Origin of the sequence: Oceanobacillus halotolerans, from assembly GCF_010993955.1 — a bacterium.
GTDB classification, from domain to species: Bacteria; Bacillota; Bacilli; order Bacillales; family Amphibacillaceae; genus Oceanibacillus_A; species Oceanibacillus_A halotolerans.
In genome coordinates this window covers 55,317-73,617 of the sequence record NZ_WIXL01000004.1, presented here as the reverse complement: position 1 = coordinate 73,617, position 18,301 = coordinate 55,317, and the positions used below count along the sequence as shown (strand labels likewise).

Annotated in this window: 12 protein-coding genes; 11 read left to right on the top strand and 1 reads right to left on the bottom strand. The window is 37.6% G+C overall.

Going from position 1 to position 18,301, the window contains the following annotated elements; all coding sequences use genetic code 11:
• The first annotated feature begins 520 nt into the window (after positions 1–520).
• From GHC26_RS06915 to GHC26_RS06890, 6 genes are all read left to right on the top strand, one after another.
• On the top strand, positions 521–1,708 hold the full coding sequence (locus tag GHC26_RS06915) for a PDZ domain-containing protein (RefSeq protein ID WP_163970533.1): 1,188 nt from the start codon (positions 521–523) through the stop codon (positions 1,706–1,708).
• A gap of 265 nt (positions 1,709–1,973) precedes the next feature.
• Positions 1,974–2,498 (top strand): cupredoxin domain-containing protein, encoded by a 525-nt coding sequence (locus tag GHC26_RS06910; protein ID WP_163970532.1) that lies wholly within the window; start codon positions 1,974–1,976, stop codon positions 2,496–2,498.
• A gap of 18 nt (positions 2,499–2,516) precedes the next feature.
• The gene (locus GHC26_RS06905) at positions 2,517–4,001 is read left to right on the top strand and encodes a cbb3-type cytochrome c oxidase subunit I (protein WP_163970531.1); all 1,485 of its coding nucleotides are present in this window, start codon (positions 2,517–2,519) and stop codon (positions 3,999–4,001) included.
• Positions 4,002–4,553: 552 nt separating this feature from the next.
• Positions 4,554–5,111 (top strand): hypothetical protein, encoded by a 558-nt coding sequence (locus GHC26_RS06900; protein WP_163970530.1) that lies wholly within the window; start codon positions 4,554–4,556, stop codon positions 5,109–5,111.
• 353 nt (positions 5,112–5,464) lie between these two features.
• Positions 5,465–6,505 carry a multicopper oxidase domain-containing protein gene (locus tag GHC26_RS06895; RefSeq protein ID WP_163970529.1) on the top strand — a complete coding sequence of 347 codons (1,041 nt, stop codon included), beginning with the start codon at positions 5,465–5,467 and terminating at the stop codon, positions 6,503–6,505.
• A 1,035-nt stretch (positions 6,506–7,540) separates the two neighbouring features.
• Positions 7,541–8,080, top strand: a complete 540-nt coding sequence (locus tag GHC26_RS06890) for a YkoP family protein (protein ID WP_163970528.1) — start codon at positions 7,541–7,543, stop codon at positions 8,078–8,080.
• Positions 8,081–8,085: 5 nt separating this feature from the next.
• Here the strand turns inward: GHC26_RS06890 and GHC26_RS06885 are convergent, their stop codons facing one another.
• Positions 8,086–8,934 (bottom strand): metallophosphoesterase, encoded by an 849-nt coding sequence (locus GHC26_RS06885; RefSeq protein WP_163970527.1) that lies wholly within the window; start codon positions 8,932–8,934, stop codon positions 8,086–8,088.
• Positions 8,935–9,032: 98 nt separating this feature from the next.
• Here GHC26_RS06885 and GHC26_RS06880 point away from each other — a divergent pair, with 98 nt between their 5' ends.
• The 5 genes from GHC26_RS06880 to bshB2 all read left to right on the top strand — a co-directional run bounded on the left by GHC26_RS06880 (position 9,033) and on the right by bshB2 (position 18,033).
• A complete protein-coding gene (locus GHC26_RS06880) occupies positions 9,033–10,154 on the top strand; it encodes an MGDG synthase family glycosyltransferase (protein WP_163970526.1) in 1,122 nt (373 codons plus the stop codon).
• Between the two features lie 1,009 nt (positions 10,155–11,163).
• Entirely contained in the window at positions 11,164–13,149 is a 1,986-nt protein-coding gene (gene uvrB / locus GHC26_RS06875) for an excinuclease ABC subunit UvrB (protein ID WP_163970525.1), read from the top strand.
• Between the two features lie 23 nt (positions 13,150–13,172).
• Positions 13,173–16,052 carry an excinuclease ABC subunit UvrA gene (gene uvrA, locus GHC26_RS06870; RefSeq protein WP_163970679.1) on the top strand — a complete coding sequence of 960 codons (2,880 nt, stop codon included), beginning with the start codon at positions 13,173–13,175 and terminating at the stop codon, positions 16,050–16,052.
• A 928-nt stretch (positions 16,053–16,980) separates the two neighbouring features.
• A complete protein-coding gene (locus GHC26_RS06865) occupies positions 16,981–17,334 on the top strand; it encodes a YojF family protein (RefSeq protein ID WP_163970524.1) in 354 nt (117 codons plus the stop codon).
• Between the two features lie 27 nt (positions 17,335–17,361).
• Positions 17,362–18,033, top strand: a complete 672-nt coding sequence (gene bshB2 / locus GHC26_RS06860; RefSeq protein WP_163970678.1) for a bacillithiol biosynthesis deacetylase BshB2 — start codon at positions 17,362–17,364, stop codon at positions 18,031–18,033.
• The last annotated feature ends 268 nt before the right edge of the window (positions 18,034–18,301 follow it).

The window sequence follows — 18,301 nt, the reverse complement described above, 5'->3', positions numbered from 1 at the left end:
TTAAGACGAGCCTCGGCGTGGCGTTTTGTGCCACAAAGAGGATTGACTTAAGACCTCGAGGGGGTAGGTGCTAGACCTAGACAATGCTCGCGAGGAGGCTGAAGAGTTCCCCGTGGCAAAGAAGACACTGTGAAAACGACCAGAGAGAGTTTGAACAGATGTTGCCCTTGTGCCCATGGTGAAAGCGAGTGTTTTCCACAGCGTGGGTTTAGCGCGCTCTCTTTATAAAGAATGAAGGAAGCCATGCTAAACATTTACTACGCATCATCCATCTTATATGCAAGACGTTTCATACTAGAAAGCAAAAAAGTAATTGAGGAAGCTTGTTAGTGCCCAAATCAGCACAAAGAAAAGTCAAAAAGTAATTGAGCACACACTCACCATACCCGTTACAACAAAAACAATCCCAGCCAAATATAGCTAGGGAAGTTTTCTGTCCCTTTTGCAGGAAAAAAGGAGGAATCTATCGAATACTTAATAGATAAAGAACAGAATAGCAACTGCTAAGTAGGTGAAATACATGATGGAAGCATGGGGGATAGAATTCGTCAAGGGTATTGGACGATTGTTTTTAAATCCTGCATTTTATTGGTTATTCTTTTTAATTATATTGGCTGGCTATAAGAGAATTAAGCAAGAGCGGATAGACTTTGGTTTTAAAGTATTTGATATATTTTCAGAATGGAAACATACATGGAGTGTATCACTAATAGCTGGATTAGTTATTTCTCTTTTAAGCTTAGGTATTGGAATTGTATTCAGCCTAGAGACACTTTTTTTGTTAAGTATCATAATGGTTTTTCTTAGTTTAACATTGCAATTTAAACTCTTATCAGCAAGTTACACTATTGGGCTTACTGTTTTATTGTTATTATTTTTACCGTTTATTATGGAAAATCAAACATTCTTAGCGTATACATTTCAGTACGAACCAAATATTAGTGGTTTAGCCTTACTTTTAGGATTATTGTTAGTGGTAGAAGCAATTATTTTAAGTCGGATAAAGCGAAATGAGTCCTTCCCAGGTTTAGTCCTTGGGAATCGCGGAAGATGGGTCGGAAAGCATGAGCTTAAGAAGCTGGCAGTTATTCCATTTATTACGGTTATTCCAACAGGACTGATCAACCCTTTTGCTACTTATTGGCCGTATTTTGATGTTGGCGGAGAATCCTATAGTCTTATCATCTTTCCTTTTCTACTCGGATTTGATTATACAGTTAGGGGAATTCCACCACAATTTGCACGTTCGACTTTAGCAAGGTATATAGCAATATTAGGGGTATTGGTTAGTATACTTGCGGTAAGTAGTATTTATGTTTCTTGGCTTTCCCTTGTTGCTGTGTTACTAGCCATAGTAGGGAAAGAAGTCATTAACTTTTATCATCGTGTTGTGGACAGACGAAAACCAGCCTATTTCCACCAACATGATAAAGGAGTAAGTGTGTTAGCAATCATTCCTAACTCTCCAGCAGATCGGTTGGCATTATTACCTGGTGAAACAATTCGTAAAGTAAATGATACCATTGTAAATGATGTTCAATCCTTCTACCAAGCATTGCAAGCGGGTGGTGCAGCATTTAAATTAGAAGTATTGGATGATATAGGGGAGGTTCGATTTATTAATAGCGCATTGTATGAAGGTGATCACCATGAATTAGGGATTATTTTTGTGAAAGAACGGTCCCGTTTAAAAAACGATAATGATTAAGAGGTACAAAAGCAACGTCGATGATTAGACGTTGCTTTTTTAATGTGGCTACAGGAGAAACCCTGTAGGAGTGATTTGTCACTATATTTATGTTTGTAACAACAATAATTAAAATAAATCAAAATCAACATTTTGTTGACAATATAGTGATTTGAGTCACTTGAAAGGCGCTTATTTTTCCGTATGATAAAAACGATTACATGATGATCAATTTTTAGTATTACATGAAAAACGTGATAAAAATGAAGGTTAAGGGGGTAATCAGATGATTCAAACAGTTGCATGGGTAGTTAGTTTGATTTTTATGACATTAATTGCAGTCGTTTTTGGTGTTGTGGCGTTAAAATCTCAAGGAAGGAGAGATTATGAACCGATCAAGAAGAAATGGTATAAAGCACGTTCTTTTTATGCGATTACGTTAGTTATTGTAATGTTAGCTGTTACTATTTATACCTTACGTGATTTACCATACAATCAACCAGTCTATAGCGAAGGACAGGAACCTACTGTTGTTGATGTAGAAGCACTTCAATTTGGCTGGGATATTAGCCAAACGGAATTTAAAGTTGGAGAACCGATCGAATTCGATGTAACTAGTAAGGATGTTAACCATGGATTTGGGATTTATGATGAGGATATGAATTTGTTGGCTCAAACACAAGCAATGCCAGAATACACGAATACGGTTTATATAACATTTGATGAACCTGGAACGTACGAAATTCTCTGTCTAGAGTACTGCGGATTAGCACATCACATAATGACGGCGACAATAGAAGTGACGGAATAAAAGATGGAGGTGTTCTAAATGACAACAACAACAATACGAGCACGTGAACGTAAATCAGAAAATAATCAAATTGTCACCTATTTAATAGTTGGTGGCGCAATTATTTTTGTAATGATGATATTTGGTATTTTAATGCTCTTAGCGCAAGGTGGTGCCTTAGATGTATCCCCAGCAGCATTTTATCAATTCTTAACTATTCATGGTACAGGTATGATTGGTGCAGCAGCACTAGCAGCTGCGTCAGTTATGTGGTATTTTCTACGAGAATATGTTGACCTATCGAAAAAAATTTTTATAGCCAATTTAGTTTTATTTCTTATCGGTGTAGTAATGGTCATTGTTGGTGTATTTTCATTCGAATATGCTAGCTCATGGACATTTTTATACCCATTACCAGCGCTTTCTGGTGGTGCATGGGGAACGATAGGTGCACTTCTTTACCTATTTGGGATGTTGATTTTGGGTGTTGGCTTTTTACTCTTATTTATTGATACAGGTCGTGCAATTATTAAAAAATACGGAAGTCTTGGCAAAGGATTAGGTTGGGATGTCATTTCCGGCAAAAAATCTGAAGAAGATGCCCCTCCAAAAGCTGTTATTGCAAGTACGATGGTAACCATTGTAAATGTTACGGCTTTACTTGCTGGTGCTACTGTATTAATTATGAATATCATCAATGTCATTAATCCTGCTTTTACTTTTGATCCATTATTAGCGAAAAACTTAACCTATGCATTTGGACATATATTTGCAAACTCAATTATTTATATGGCAGTTATTGCTGTGTATGAGATTTTACCGAGGTATGCGAACCGTCCATGGAAAGCAAATAAGGTATTTCTAATAGCATGGACAATGTCTACTGTATTTACACTGTTAATTTATACACACCATATGTTAATGGACTCTGTTATGCCAACATGGATGCTTATTATGGGACAAGCACTATCTTATGCAAACGGACTTCCAGTACTTATTGTAACTGCTTATGGTGCATTAATGATTGTTTACCGTTCAGGTATTAAATGGGATGTAGCATCAGGACTGATATTTATATCTATGTTTGGTTGGGTAGTAGGCGTTGTGCCAGCTATTATTGATGCAACAATTGTCGTTAACCATGTTATGCATAATACAAAATGGGTACCTGGTCACTTCCATATGTATATGGCCTTAGGTGCATGTGCGATGTTATTCGGATTTATGTATTTCCTCGCAAAAGAGGACAGTGCTATCAAACCAAATTTATTGGATAAAATCGGATTAATTGGTTTTACATTAGGTGTCTTAAGTTTAAGTGGTTCATTCCTTGTATCTGGAGCACTAAGTACCCCACGTCGATGGGCAACACACATCCCTGAGTGGATGGGTCCAGCGTTATTTGGAGCTGTTGCTGGGGTCTTAATGACAATTTCGTTAGCTATCTTTATTATTCACTTTATCCGTTATGTTCGTGAACGTGATTATGTTCCACGTGATGAAGAAGGGAAAAAGATTGCGTAAAGCTTGAAATTGGTAGCTAGGAAAGTATAAAAACTTTCCTACTGCTCATTGCCTAAAACCGTCACTTCCGGTGATAACACCAGTACTAGCACGTCCTTTGAGTCGTAAGTGCAACTAAGGCATTTACCAATAAAGGCATAGCGAATGCCAAGTTTTCTAACACATTAGGAAAGTATAAAATTTTAGCTAAGAAGTGGACTCGATGTGGCTAACATTTTAATGTCCCAAGTATAAGAAAAACTAACCCATCCGCTAAGGACGTGTGAATGCGAGTTTTTTTAAAAAGGTAAGTATAAAAAGTTGGTGTCATTACTGCCTTGGTTAGGAAAGGCCACGTCCAGCTTCAGCGCCTACCCCCTCGAGGTCATAAGTCAATCCTCTTTGTGGCAAAAAGCGCCACGACGAGGCTTGGCTTATGCTTGGCAGATAAGAAAAACTTTCTTACTGCATAAGTGCAACTAAGGATTTCGCCACTTGGCGACAAGCCAAGTTTTCTAATCGGGGGTGATCAAGGCGCTTCTAGCTTTTGTTCTAAAATTGGAGGGGATATCGATGCGCCAGACAATTTATGGGATAGTATTATATCTAGTGTTGCTAGCTCCTCCAGTTTTAGCCTTTTTAGAATCAATTATGATTTTACACATGTTGGTTCAGATTCCGTTACTGATCGTAGCAGGCTGGCTAATTGGAAAAAGAATCACCCAGAAGTACCAAACTTTCTTTTCTAAATGGAATGCAAATGGGATCCCTGGCATATTATTAGTAGTCATTATCACGTTGTATTGGATGATTCCACGTACGCTAGATGAAGCGTTACTTAGTTATCCGATTGAAATATTTAAGCTTGTTGGTATTCCATTATTGGTAGGGATTCCACTTCGAGATAGTTGGAAAAAGTTATCTGGGATCACGAAGAGTTTTATATTCTTAAATTATATTTCGATGTTTGGCCTAATGGCTTGGCTATACATTGATATTCCTATTCAAATTTGTAACAACTACTTAGAAGTTCAACAGAGGTTGGTAGGTTGGGGATTTTTAGCCATAACGGCTGCCATGTTACTTTATTTTATTCAACTAGTATTTACAGATCAATCAACATCGGATTAATCAAAAAACCACATTTTACAGGAAAAAATTCCTATAAAATGTGGTTTTTAATATTGGTATCGTGACAAACATGACAGTAGTAATTGTTATCTAATTCACAAAAGATTTTACTAGGTGATAACGTTTACATTATTTATAAACATGATTTTTATGGTTTTAACTGTTTTTATATATAGACATAGATTGTTCATAATTGCACATGATTTAAGTGATTTAAATCACAGGTATACCAGGTCTAATGAATTAAACTGTAATTGAAGATAAGGAAAGCCATTCAGCAATAATACTTCATAACATTAGCCAAATGAATGGTATCATCCTTATCAACCAAAACACTTAAGAGGTGAAAAGGTATGTTTAAAAAAATTAGTTTTCGTGTAGTGATTGGTTTAAGTGCGACGGTATTATTATTATCTGCTTGTGCTGATGGAAATGAAGAAGCTGAAAATGACGTTTCACCAGATTTAGAAGATGCTATTGAAAATGTAAGTGCAGAAGCGGCTCCTGAAGCAATTGAGCCACACAAAGATTTAAATCAGGATCCTGTCCCACTAGAAATGGAACGAGATGGAACAGATGTCTATATCAACATGACGGCACAGATTACAGACATCGAAATTGATAAAGGTTATACGTATAAAGCATGGACATTTAATGGAGAAGCTCCAGGACCATTAGTTGTTGTGAATGAAGGAGACACAATCCACTTCACATTAGATAATATGGACCCTGCTATTCCACACAGCATGGACTTCCATGCAGTACACGCTGCACCAGATAAAGGATTTGCAGACGTAGCACCAAATGAAGAAGGAACATTCGTGTATGATGCTAATAGCCCTGGCGTATTCATGTATCACTGTGGTACAGACCCGGTATTGTCTCACGTTGCAAATGGGATGCACGGTGTGATTATTGTTCAACCAGAAGATGGTTACCCAACTGATGATGAAGTAGATCAAGAATATGTTATTGTACAAAATGAATGGTATCAATACAATGACTTAGATGATATGACAAACAATGAGCCATCTCAGGTTGTATTCTCTGCTAAAGCATTAGAAGATGGTCAACCAAACACAAATGGTACTGTATCTGCACTTAAAGATGAGCCATTAACTGCAAAAGTTGGCGATAAAGTTCGCTTCTATATCAATAATGTTGGTCCAAATGAAGTAAGTAGCTTTCATGTAATTGGAACCATTATGGATGATGTGTATTTAGATGGACATCCAGATAATCATTTAACAGGAATGCAAACAGTAATGTTACCAGCAAGTGGTGGAGCTGTAGTAGAGTTCACTGTAAAAGAAGCTGGAACATACAAGTTTGTAACACACCAATTTAACCACGTACAAAAAGGTGCTGCTGGTGTCCTTGAAGTAACAGAATAACGTTTAAACTAAAAAGACTTTTCTCCACTTTAGGAGGAAAGTCTTTTTTCGTTCCACGTTAGGTAAGTATAAGTTTTTAGCCAAGAAGTGGACTCGACGTAGCTAAAATGTCAACGTCCCAAGTATAAGATAAACGAACACAATCTTACGCATCGCAGGAATTAAAGCCCCCCATCAGCAGTAGATGAATCCTATTGTGTAATAGGGAAGTATAGGAGAATTTTTTACTATAATTTATTAATTCCCTACCATAAGAGCAAATTATAACTTGGTACTGTTCCCACATTACAAAAATCTCCGCATCATAACAATGGTTATGGACAATGCATTCTAAATAAAAGGCTCTTTTCGCATACTTTGTTGTTTTCTAAGATGTATAATCTATATTATGCGCAATAACATTTAGCTAAAATTACCGCTACAGAAAAACATTTCGCTTTCACCATGGGCATAAGTGCGACATCTGTTCAACTGTTCGTTTCACAGTGTCTACTTTACCGCGGTCGGCTGTTAAGCCTCCTCGTGCTCGTCGTGCTGAAAGCTATACATTGCTGCCGCACTCCTCACAAAAAAGACTGCTACCGCACTGTGGGATCTCACATATGCCTATCTTCCCGCAGGAGTCTGCGTGTATTTCTTCCACTGATATGATCAACATTTCCTATTACATACTGTTAATACACTAGTTGATTGGAGCGTAGGACAGTCGACTCCTGGAGGAAAAGCACGTGTCCGAAGACCCCGCAGGAAGTGGTCCCCTTCCGAGGAGGCTGAGGCCGTGCCTGCGGAAAGCGGCTGTCCGGCAGCGGAAATTAACGGTGCGTTTACTGCGCATAATATATCTTATATGCATGACGTTTCATACAAGAAGGCAACAATCTTTTAGAAAACAGCCAAATAAAAAAAGCCCCAAAATATGGAAAACGTCTTCTGTAAAATGGTGTCTTATGGTTCACAAAAAACCCGCGAATCTTGCTTATATTTTTTCCAGGTTCAAGTAAACTAAAAATAAAAACGATTGAGGAAGGAAGCACCATGAAAAGCTACTTGCTACACATATGGAATGTCATTGATCCTATCTATTATACCTGTTCACGATTGCGATATGTACCAGATCAAGAAAAAGGAAATACCTTATTTCGCGTTCGTTTAACAACTTATAAAGGTTGTACCGCTATTTTAAGAGATGGTACCGTCATAAAGAAAGGAGACAAGCTTTTAAAAATTCATCTCCATAATGTTCGAATGCTTCATGAGATGCAGTCTATTTCTAGTGAGATGAAACGTGCAGTATATACGTATCATGTTGTTAAACGTGCCCTACCGAAATTAGCTTCGTATTTAGAGAAACATCCGAAACACGATGAAATTAAAGGGATTATTGGTATCACTGGTCTATATCGCGGGGCCGGACGCTTAGGTTTTGAAATTGTACCGATTAAGAATACGTTTTATAAATTATATAAAAAGGGGACCTTTATGCCAATTAATTTTTTGGCCAATACAAAAGGTCCCAAAACACCATATTATTTATTTATGTCTAAAGAACAAATTATGAAACGATATATCCAGTAAAGTATTTAGCTAACATTTGATTTAAAATGAGTTGTAATGGGTAAGTTATGGAAAGTGATTTCTGGCCTACTACCAACTCGAATGTTCACACCAGTTTGACCAAGTCCTTCACTGATATAGTAAGGTGCATTATTATGCATGTGTAGCCCTTTTATAATATTATTGCGTGCAAGTGTCCCCATTTTTGCAAGGTGGTATGCTTTGGGATAACAAATTTGTCCGCCATGGAAATGACCTGCCATTAAATAATCAAATCGAAAGTCTTCCATTTCTAATACAACATTAGGGTCGTGGGTTAATACGATGTTCATACCTTCTTTAATATTTTCGTAGGACTTTGCTATATTACTTCTGTTTGTACTGTAATCATCAATTCCAACGATATTAATAACTTGTCCATCTATATGAATTGATTTATTCGCGTTTTGAAGTACATGGCAATCATGCTGCGTGAGGACTTCTTTTAATGTAGTTAAATTAGGTTCTTTTAACACATAATCATGATTACCTAATACAGCATAAATTCCATGAACTGCGTTAATACGCTGTAATACTTCCAAATAAGGGATTAATTTAGGGATGGTACGTTTACGATCTAAGAAGTCCCCTGTTAAAGCGATGATATCAATCTTTTTATTTGTTAGTTTTTTTTCTAATTGTTCGGGAGTGATGGATATATTCTCTAAGTGTAAGTCTGATAAATGAAGGATAGATAAGGCTGGTTGTTTTGCTGTAGTGTTGTTAGTAGAATTAATTGCAATCGTATTGATCTTAATATCCTGTGTATTACGGTAGGCTTTCCATAACAAAAATCCAATTATGACAACGACAAGTGAAAATGTAATATATGTCATATTTTAGCTCCTCTCTAGAATTGGATTATATCATGTTTTATACAAGCCTTTCATTGGTAAATCAAGGGAGTATTAATCAACATAGTGGAGTTGAAATCATGAGTAGAACACAAGCCCAACAACAAGATGTGTTATTTTTACCATTTATGCAAATTCCTTCAGGTCATCATCATGTTGCTGATGCCTTACGTGCAGAACTGCAATTATATAAAAAAGAAATTGCTTATGATAAAGTTGATATTCTATCGTATAGTTATGGACCAATGGAAAAGCTGATTACCTCTCTCTACTTAACGTCGATTAAACGACTACCAAATGTGTATCATTGGATTTATCGGTTTGCAGCCTATCAAAACAGGTACGGTAAACGGCACTATATGTATGAGGTATTGTTTACGTATTTTTTTCAACGTTTATTGCGGACAAAAGATCCTCGAATTCTGTTTTGTACCCATTGTTTACCTTCTTATATGGCAAGTGTATTAAAACAAAAAGGAAAATTAGATGCCATTGTGGTGAATGTTTATACGGATTACTTTGTGAACCAAGTATGGGGATTGCAATATATAGACTACCATTTCGTACCGTCTAAGTTGGTGAAAGACTTTTTAATCAGCCAAGGAGTAGAAGAAAGCCGAATTTTTGTGACTGGAATTCCGATACATCCTGCTTTTCATGATCGTCTTCCAACCACAACTAAAGCTAATGAAACGATTACCGTGTTAGTTACTGGTGGAAATTTGGGGATCGGTTCCATGGAAAATCTCGTTAAAGACACAAGTGGAAAGGTTCACTATTATGTGTTATGTGGAAAAAATGAAGCACTCTATGAGCGATTGCTTAAAGAACAGCGTGACCATGTTACCCCATTTTCGTATATATCATCGCGACAAGAAATGAATCAGTTATATGATCAAGTTGATGCAGTATTGACAAAACCTGGTGGCGTTACGATTAGTGAGTGTTTGTGGAAGAAGAAGCCAACTTTTGTCTATAATCCATTACCAGGTCAAGAACGAATTAATGTCGAACAATTACAGAAGTTAGGTGTTATCCTTCCTTGTGAAGATCGAGTTGAACAACAAATTCTTGACTTTTTCGCTGACGAGGACCAACAAAACTATGTCAACGAACAATTAGATCGATACCATCATGATCTGGAAAACGAAAACTTATCAACAACTTTATCTACAATAATGAAGGAATGTATAAAACATTAGCATCCATTCGTGCTAGTGTTTTTTATTTTTAGGCTGATTTCACAGAATTTTTCTAGAAAATCCCCTTTTTGAATACTTTTCTTGTTTTCCTAACGTCACATCATCTATATTATGCGTCGTAAAAAGTGATAGCTATAATTTCCGCTACGGAAATACACTACGCTTTCCGCGGACTCCCCACGAGCCTCCTCACTCGTAACCTCGTTGCGGGGTCTCTTAGGCTCGTTATTCCGCAGGAGTCTTCGTGTGTTTCCTCCGCTAGTTGATATTTCAAAACCTTTATTATACTATTTTTTATTGTTGAAGTAATTGAAGTGGAGGACAGTCGCTTTTCTCATTCAATGAGGGGGGAGTGCTATTATTTCTTTGATTTCAAGAGCTATAACTACTATAACTACTTATTAATTAGAAAATCTCTACCAGTGAAGGCAGAACACGCAGACTCCTATGGAATCAACACGCGTCCGAAGTGAGGATTACACTTAACCTAAAAAAGATTGTTTTTCTTAACAATAGCGGAACGAGGAACCGCTAAGTTAGGCTTGATGAATCGTCATTCCGTTATTTGCTGAAAAACCCATGTTTAGAGTGTGATATGTAATCCTCGTTCCGTTATAGGTCGATTTTTTATCTCATAATAGAATGATTTAATGAGATTAGCGGAATCCCCTAAAAGAAGTTCTTTGCTTCTGAGGAGGCTGAGGCCGTGTCCATGGCTAGAAAGACACTGTGAAAACGAGCAACGGGAGTTTTGAACAGATATCGCACTTGTGCCCGTGGTGAAAGCGAAGTGTTTTTCCGTAGCGGTAGATTACTACGCATAATCTATCAACTATTCATGAAGATTGTACTGGAAAATAATGAACTTTTAGAAAACAGCCCAATAAAATCGCCAATTGTCTTCACGGTATTATATAAGCAAACTGATCGAATGCTTGTTCGTTATATGTTAAAATAAAAGAATGATTATGCTACACTATTGGTAGAACAATGAACGGAGGTTTGCTTTGTGGAAAATAAATTCGAACTTGTGGCTAAGTATGAGCCACGAGGAGATCAGCCAAAAGCAATTCAAGAGCTTGTCGAAAAAGTAAAAGCAGGGCAAAGGCATCAAACATTGTTAGGTGCAACTGGAACTGGAAAAACTTTCACAGTATCGAATGTTCTAACAGAGATCAACCGGCCAACCTTAGTCATCGCACATAATAAAACGTTGGCTGGCCAATTATATAGTGAGTTTAAAGAATTTTTTCCGAATAATGCGGTTGAGTATTTTGTTAGTTATTATGACTATTATCAACCAGAAGCGTACGTACCATCAACAGATACGTTTATAGAAAAAGATGCAAGCATCAATGATGAGATCGATAAATTACGACACTCAGCTACATCTTCACTATTTGAACGGAATGATGTGTTAATTGTTGCAAGTGTGTCCTGTATTTATGGTTTAGGTTCACCAGAGGAATATAAGAGCCAAGTACTTTCTTTGCGTATGGGAATGGAGAAAGATCGCGATCAACTATTACGAGATCTTGTTGATATCCAATATGCTCGCAATGATATCGATTTTCAACGTGGGACTTTTCGTGCACGAGGGGATTCTGTTGAAGTGATTCCTGCATCCCGAGAAGAGCATTGTATTCGCATCGAATTTTTTGGGGACGAAATTGATCGTATTCGAGAAGTGGATGCATTAACTGGTGAAATTGTTGGTGATCGGGAGCATGTGGCTATTTTTCCAGCATCCCACTTCGTAACACGTGAAGAAAAATTAAAGAAAGCAATTGAAAACATTGAAAAAGAAAAAGAAGACCGTGTAAAGGAATTACGTGATCAAGATAAACTATTAGAAGCTCAACGGATTGAACAACGAACGAATTATGATATTGAAATGATGAAAGAAATGGGTTTTTGTTCAGGAATTGAAAACTACTCTCGTCATTTGACCTTTCGGGAACCAGGTTCAACCCCATACACTTTATTAGACTTCTTTCCGGATGACTTTTTAGTTGTGGTGGATGAATCCCATGTGACTTTACCACAAATTCGTGGGATGTATAATGGTGACCGTGCTCGAAAACAAGTGTTAGTGGATCATGGATTCCGTCTTCCGTCTGCATTAGATAACCGCCCATTAACATTTGGAGAATTTGAAAAGAAAACGAATCAACTAATATATGTTTCTGCAACTCCTGGTCCATTCGAAATGGAGCATTCGCCACAAATGACAGAACAAATTATTCGACCAACTGGGTTATTAGATCCAAAAGTACACGTTCGACCAATTGAAGGCCAAATTGATGACCTTATTGGCGAAATTAATAAGCGTTCAGAGCGAAATGAACGGGTATTAGTGACAACTTTAACCAAGAAAATGTCAGAGGACTTAACCGACTATTTAAAAGAAGTCGGAATCAAGGTTGCCTACTTACACTCAGAAATCAAGACATTGGAACGAATTGAAATTATTCGTGATTTACGAGTTGGAAAATATGATGTACTCGTTGGGATAAACTTATTAAGAGAGGGACTTGATATTCCAGAGGTCTCGTTAGTGGCTATTTTAGATGCTGATAAAGAAGGTTTCTTACGGTCTGAACGTTCCCTTATCCAAACAATGGGACGAGCCGCCCGAAATGAAAATGGTACTGTTATCATGTATGCAGATAAAATTACCAATTCGATGCAAGTTGCGATTGATGAGACAAATCGTCGTCGAGAAAAACAGATGGCATTTAATGAAGAACATAATATAACGCCAACCACGATCAAAAAAGAAGTGCGTGATGTCATTCGTGCAACAGTAGCAGCCGAAGATGAAGAAGGATATAACAGTAAAGCAAAACGATTAACAGAGCTAACGAAGAAAGAAAAAGCGGAAGTTATTGATAAGATGGAAAGCGAAATGAAAGAGGCTGCTAAAGCACTTGATTTTGAGCGTGCTGCTGAGCTTCGTGATATTATAATCGAATTAAAAGGGGAACAAAAGTAATGGAGCAGGAGGATGACTTGTTTATGTCCAATAAATCAATTCAAATACAGGGTGCTCGTGCACATAATCTGAAAAATGTGGATGTTAAAATACCAAAAAATAAACTTGTTGTCTTGACTGGGTTATCAGGTTCTGGTAAGTCATCACTAGCGTTTGACACCATATATGCAGAAGGTCAACGTCGATACGTCGAATCATTGTCTGCTTATGCTCGTCAATTTTTAGGACAAATGGATAAGCCAGATGTCGATGCAATTGAGGGGTTATCTCCTGCCATTTCGATTGATCAAAAAACAACAAGTCGAAACCCAAGATCAACCGTTGGAACCGTAACAGAGATCTATGATTATTTGCGACTTTTATATGCACGTATTGGTCGGCCAACCTGTCCAAGGCATGGTATCGAAATCACATCACAAACCGTTCAGCAAATGGTTGACCGTATTATGGAATATCCAGAACGTACGAAAATGCAAATACTTGCTCCAGTGGTATCTGGTAAAAAAGGGGAGCATGTTAAAACATTTGAAATGCTAAAAAAAGAAGGCTATGTTCGAATCCGTGTTGATAAGGAAATGCGGGAAATCACCGAAGACATTCAATTAGATAAAAATAAAAAACACTCTATTGAAGTAGTAGTAGACCGAATTATCGTGAAAGATGGGATCACAGGTCGCTTAAGTGACTCGATCGAAACAGCTTTAGAACTTGGTCATGGTAAAATAATCGTCGATGTTATTGGCGAGGAAGAATTGTTATTCAATGAAGATCATGCGTGTCCGAAGTGTGGTTTTTCGATTGGTGAGTTAGAACCAAGGTTATTTTCATTTAATAGTCCATTCGGTGCTTGTCCAACTTGTGATGGGTTAGGGACAAATCTCGAGGTGGATCCTGACCTTGTTATCCCTGATTGGAAGTTGACCTTGAATGAACATGCGATAGCTGCCTGGGAACCGATTAGTTCCCAATATTATCCCCAACTATTAAAGAGTGTCTGTGACCATTATAATATCGATATGGATGTCCCAGTAAACAAAATACCAAAAGAACAAATGGATATCATTTTATACGGAAGTGGTGACGAAAAAATTCACTTCCATTATGTTAATGACTTTGGAAAGATCCGTGATAATGATATCTATTTTGAAGGGGTAATGAATAACATTGGTCGTCGCTATCGGGAAACTACTTCTGATTTTACTCGGGAACATTTAGGCAAGTTTATGGCAGAAAAAGCTTGTCCAACTTGTCAGGGGCACAGGCTAAAAGAAGAAGCATTAGCAGTACTAGTTAATGGCATGCATATTAGCGAAGTAACAGGCTATGCCGTTACAGAGGCAAAAGCCTTTTTCCAAAATCTTTCACTAACAGAGAAGGAAGCAAAAATTGCGGACATGATTTTAAAAGAAATTGGTGATAGATTAACGTTTCTTAACAATGTTGGTCTTGATTATCTAACATTATCACGTGCTGCGGGTACATTGTCTGGTGGGGAAGCACAGCGAATTCGCTTGGCAACACAAATTGGATCTGCCCTAACAGGAGTGCTTTACGTATTAGATGAACCATCCATTGGTCTCCATCAACGTGACAATAATCGATTAATTAGTACATTGAAACAAATGCGTGATTTGGATAATACCTTAATTGTGGTAGAGCATGATGAAGACACGATGCTAGCGGCAGACTATTTAATTGATATTGGCCCTGGTGCAGGAGAGCATGGTGGCGAGATTGTAGCTAGTGGTACCCCAAAACAGGTAATGAAACAACGAAAGTCACTAACAGGCAATTACTTAGCAGGGAAGAAGTTTGTACCATTACCAACTAAACGGCGTGCTAAAGATGATCGTCAAATAGAAGTTATAGGTGCATCCCAAAATAATTTAAAAGAAGTAAATGCGTCGTTTCCAATTGGTTTATTAACGGTCGTTACTGGTGTTTCTGGTTCTGGAAAGAGTACCTTAGTGAATGAAATCTTATATAAATCCTTATCCAAAAGGCTGTATAGGAGTAAGGTGAAGCCAGGCAATCACAAAGAAGTAAAAGGGATAGAACATATTGAAAAAATAATTGATATTGATCAATCTCCAATTGGTCGGACACCACGATCCAATCCTGCCACCTATACTGGAGTGTTTGATAACATACGAGATGTGTTTGCCCAAACCAATGAAGCAAAAGTTCGAGGATACAAAAAAGGCCGCTTTAGTTTTAATGTCAAAGGTGGACGTTGTGAAGCATGTCGAGGAGACGGGATTATTAAAATTGAAATGCATTTTTTGCCTGATGTGTATGTTCCATGTGAAGTGTGTCATGGAAAACGGTATAACCGAGAAACATTAGAAGTGAAATACAAAGGAAAAAGCATTGCTGATGTATTAGATATGCGAGTGGAAGAAGCATTGAAGTTCTTTGAAAACATCCCGAAAATCAAGCGGAAATTACAAACAATTGAAGATGTGGGACTCGGCTATATCCGCCTTGGTCAACCTGCTACCACTTTATCAGGTGGGGAAGCACAACGTGTGAAATTAGCAAGTGAATTACATCGTCGTTCTAATGGGAAGTCATTTTATATATTGGATGAGCCAACGACAGGACTCCATGTCGATGATATTAAACGACTCTTAAAAGTTCTACAGCGCTTAGTTGATAATGGAGATACCGTATTAATTATTGAGCATAATTTAGATGTCATTAAAACAGCTGATCATATTATTGATCTTGGTCCTGAAGGTGGGGATCGTGGTGGACAAATTGTTGCAACTGGGACTCCAGAAGAAATTGCTGAACAAGAAGCAATTTCCTATACAGGGCGCTATCTGAAGCCAATACTAGAACGTGATCAGAAACGAATGGAAGAATCATTTGCAGAAAAAGAAAGCATTGCTTCTAAATAGTATCCCTGCATTTAGTGGATGACAGGTACGTTATTTTTACACGTTAGGGAGTATAAAATTTTAGCTAAGAAGTGGATTCGACTTGGCTGAAATTTTCATGTCCTAAGTATAAGAAAAGCTAACACATTCGCTTAGGATGAGCGAATGCAAGTTTTTCTAAGAAATTCAACAATTATTGAACGTTTACGGTCAAGTATGTCCGCTAGTAAAATTATTATAGTGCGTGTTCAAAAAGGAGGATAAAAAGGACCGAGTCGCTAAGGTCTCAGGCGTCCTGTTACAACGCCGACACTAGTACGTCCTGTACGTCGGAAGTTCGAGGCGGCGAAGCTCCCTGCAGCGGGGAGCGTATGCAATTAATACGTGAGCACAAGGATGCTCCCGAATCTACTTCGCACGCAGGAAAAGTGTAGTTCTTTTCCAAGGAGTGGAAAAGCAAGGCCAACGAAGAAATTAGATGTGTCATTTTTACCGGACTTTTTGAACATCCTCTTATAAGGAATGGGTTGATCTTTGAGCTAAGTAGTTCACTATTAAAGGAGAAAGCCTGAACTAACATATGGAATAGTAGTGTACCAATTGGCATTAGTTGGTATGCTGTTTTTGTTTCTATGACGATGTTTAATTAAAAATCTTTTAATATGAAAAAGATAATTCAAGGATGAACATATTATTAATGGTGTTAGTAAGGTAAAATTAGATTGCTAAAAGGTTTTGTCCGACAAACTGGATCTCACAGCTGATTGCATCGCATTTCGAAAGAGAACCGACTGATAGACAAGCTGTATTTTTCCTCCACCGTAAGTGACCTATTTAGTCTTTAGGCTAACCCATTTTTTTTACATATTTTGGTTGTGAAACGAATATTTTGACGGGACATGGGTATTTCGGTAAGGTAAAATAAGAAGCCTTTTGGGAGGAAGAAGATATGAAACCAATAGAAAAAGAGAATGTTCAGGCCACATTAGAACGTTTTATAAACAAAGATGTATACATACATATTGAAACGACAAATGGTGCATATGCAAGTCACTTTAATGATAAGGCCTATAATGTAGGTGCATATGTACGAAATGCAACTGTTCGATTTACACAAGCAAAAATAGTAGGCGATGGGAACGTATATCGTGTTGGGTTAAAAATGGAAAAAGGGTGGATCTATGCAGAAGGCTTAACCGATTGGGTGATTCATGAAGAGGAGAAGCTATTACTTGCTGGTCATGATCGTGAAGGTCGTTTAATGGTTTCTTTACAAATTAGTGAAACACCATTTGACTATTAATTGGACGGGGAAGGAAAGGTGAAAAGCATGGAAAAACATGTTGTTGTCATCTATCCGCATCCAGATGATGAATCATTTGGTGCGGCTGGAACTATTATTAATTTTCGTAACCAAGGTGTCCCTGTAACCTATTTATGTGGTACGTTAGGCGAAATGGGACGAAATATGGGTTCCCCAACTTTTGCGAATCGGGAAACCTTGCCATACATCCGAAAAAAAGAATTACTTGCTGCATGTAATGTTTTAGATATTGAATTAAAAATGTTAGGCTATCGGGATAAAACAATCGAATATGAGGATCGTCAAGAAGTTGCCCAACATTTAAAAGGAATTTTAGAAACGATTAAACCAAGTCTAGTCATTACTCATTATCCAGATCATGCAGTTCATCCAGATCATAATGCACTTGGTGCTGCTGCAATAGAAGCAGTTCGCCAAATGGATAAGGAGAACCGTCCGACTCTGTGGGCTCAGGCTATTTCAAATAATCATATTGAAGAATTAGGAGATCCTGATATTAAAAATGATGTCACCGAGCATTTTGACAAAAAGATGGAAGCCATACTCTGCCACGACTCCCAAGCAAGTGGTATTTTAGGTAACTTCAAAAAACGAGATGAAGTAGCAGATGATGTCAAGGAAGCAGCCAAAAGAAGATTAGGAAAAGAGCAATTTTATCATTGGCATTTTGATGATTAATACAATTCCCCTTGCTTATTCGAGTAGGGGTTTTTCTTTATCACGTGTTAACTGGTAGCCCCCACTTCAAGACTTCGGGAAACAAAGAAGTATAAGTGGGGATAATTGTCAGTAAAAGTTAGATAAGCTCAACTAACATTCGGTGGGGATAAAGGGAAACTCCCGCTGAATTATTTAAGCTTTATGGGATTGGCGAAGAGTTGATGTATTATGTGTAGCAAATTGAATGAAGCCTTTATTATAGAAGATGCGATGTTAAAAAACAACA

What these genes read in the sequence shown, in the direction of transcription:
- GHC26_RS06915 (WP_163970533.1), top strand. Translation starts at nt 521, where the DNA reads ATGATGGAAGCATGGGGGATAGAATTCGTCAAGGGTATTGGACGATTG.
- GHC26_RS06910 (WP_163970532.1), top strand. Translation starts at nt 1,974, where the DNA reads ATGATTCAAACAGTTGCATGGGTAGTTAGTTTGATTTTTATGACATTA.
- GHC26_RS06905 (WP_163970531.1), top strand. Translation starts at nt 2,517, where the DNA reads ATGACAACAACAACAATACGAGCACGTGAACGTAAATCAGAAAATAAT.
- GHC26_RS06900 (WP_163970530.1), top strand. Translation starts at nt 4,554, where the DNA reads ATGCGCCAGACAATTTATGGGATAGTATTATATCTAGTGTTGCTAGCT.
- GHC26_RS06895 (WP_163970529.1), top strand. Translation starts at nt 5,465, where the DNA reads ATGTTTAAAAAAATTAGTTTTCGTGTAGTGATTGGTTTAAGTGCGACG.
- GHC26_RS06890 (WP_163970528.1), top strand. Translation starts at nt 7,541, where the DNA reads ATGAAAAGCTACTTGCTACACATATGGAATGTCATTGATCCTATCTAT.
- GHC26_RS06885 (WP_163970527.1), bottom strand. Translation starts at nt 8,934, where the DNA reads ATGACATATATTACATTTTCACTTGTCGTTGTCATAATTGGATTTTTG.
- GHC26_RS06880 (WP_163970526.1), top strand. Translation starts at nt 9,033, where the DNA reads ATGAGTAGAACACAAGCCCAACAACAAGATGTGTTATTTTTACCATTT.
- uvrA (WP_163970679.1), top strand. Translation starts at nt 13,173, where the DNA reads ATGTCCAATAAATCAATTCAAATACAGGGTGCTCGTGCACATAATCTG.
- GHC26_RS06865 (WP_163970524.1), top strand. Translation starts at nt 16,981, where the DNA reads ATGAAACCAATAGAAAAAGAGAATGTTCAGGCCACATTAGAACGTTTT.
- bshB2 (WP_163970678.1), top strand. Translation starts at nt 17,362, where the DNA reads ATGGAAAAACATGTTGTTGTCATCTATCCGCATCCAGATGATGAATCA.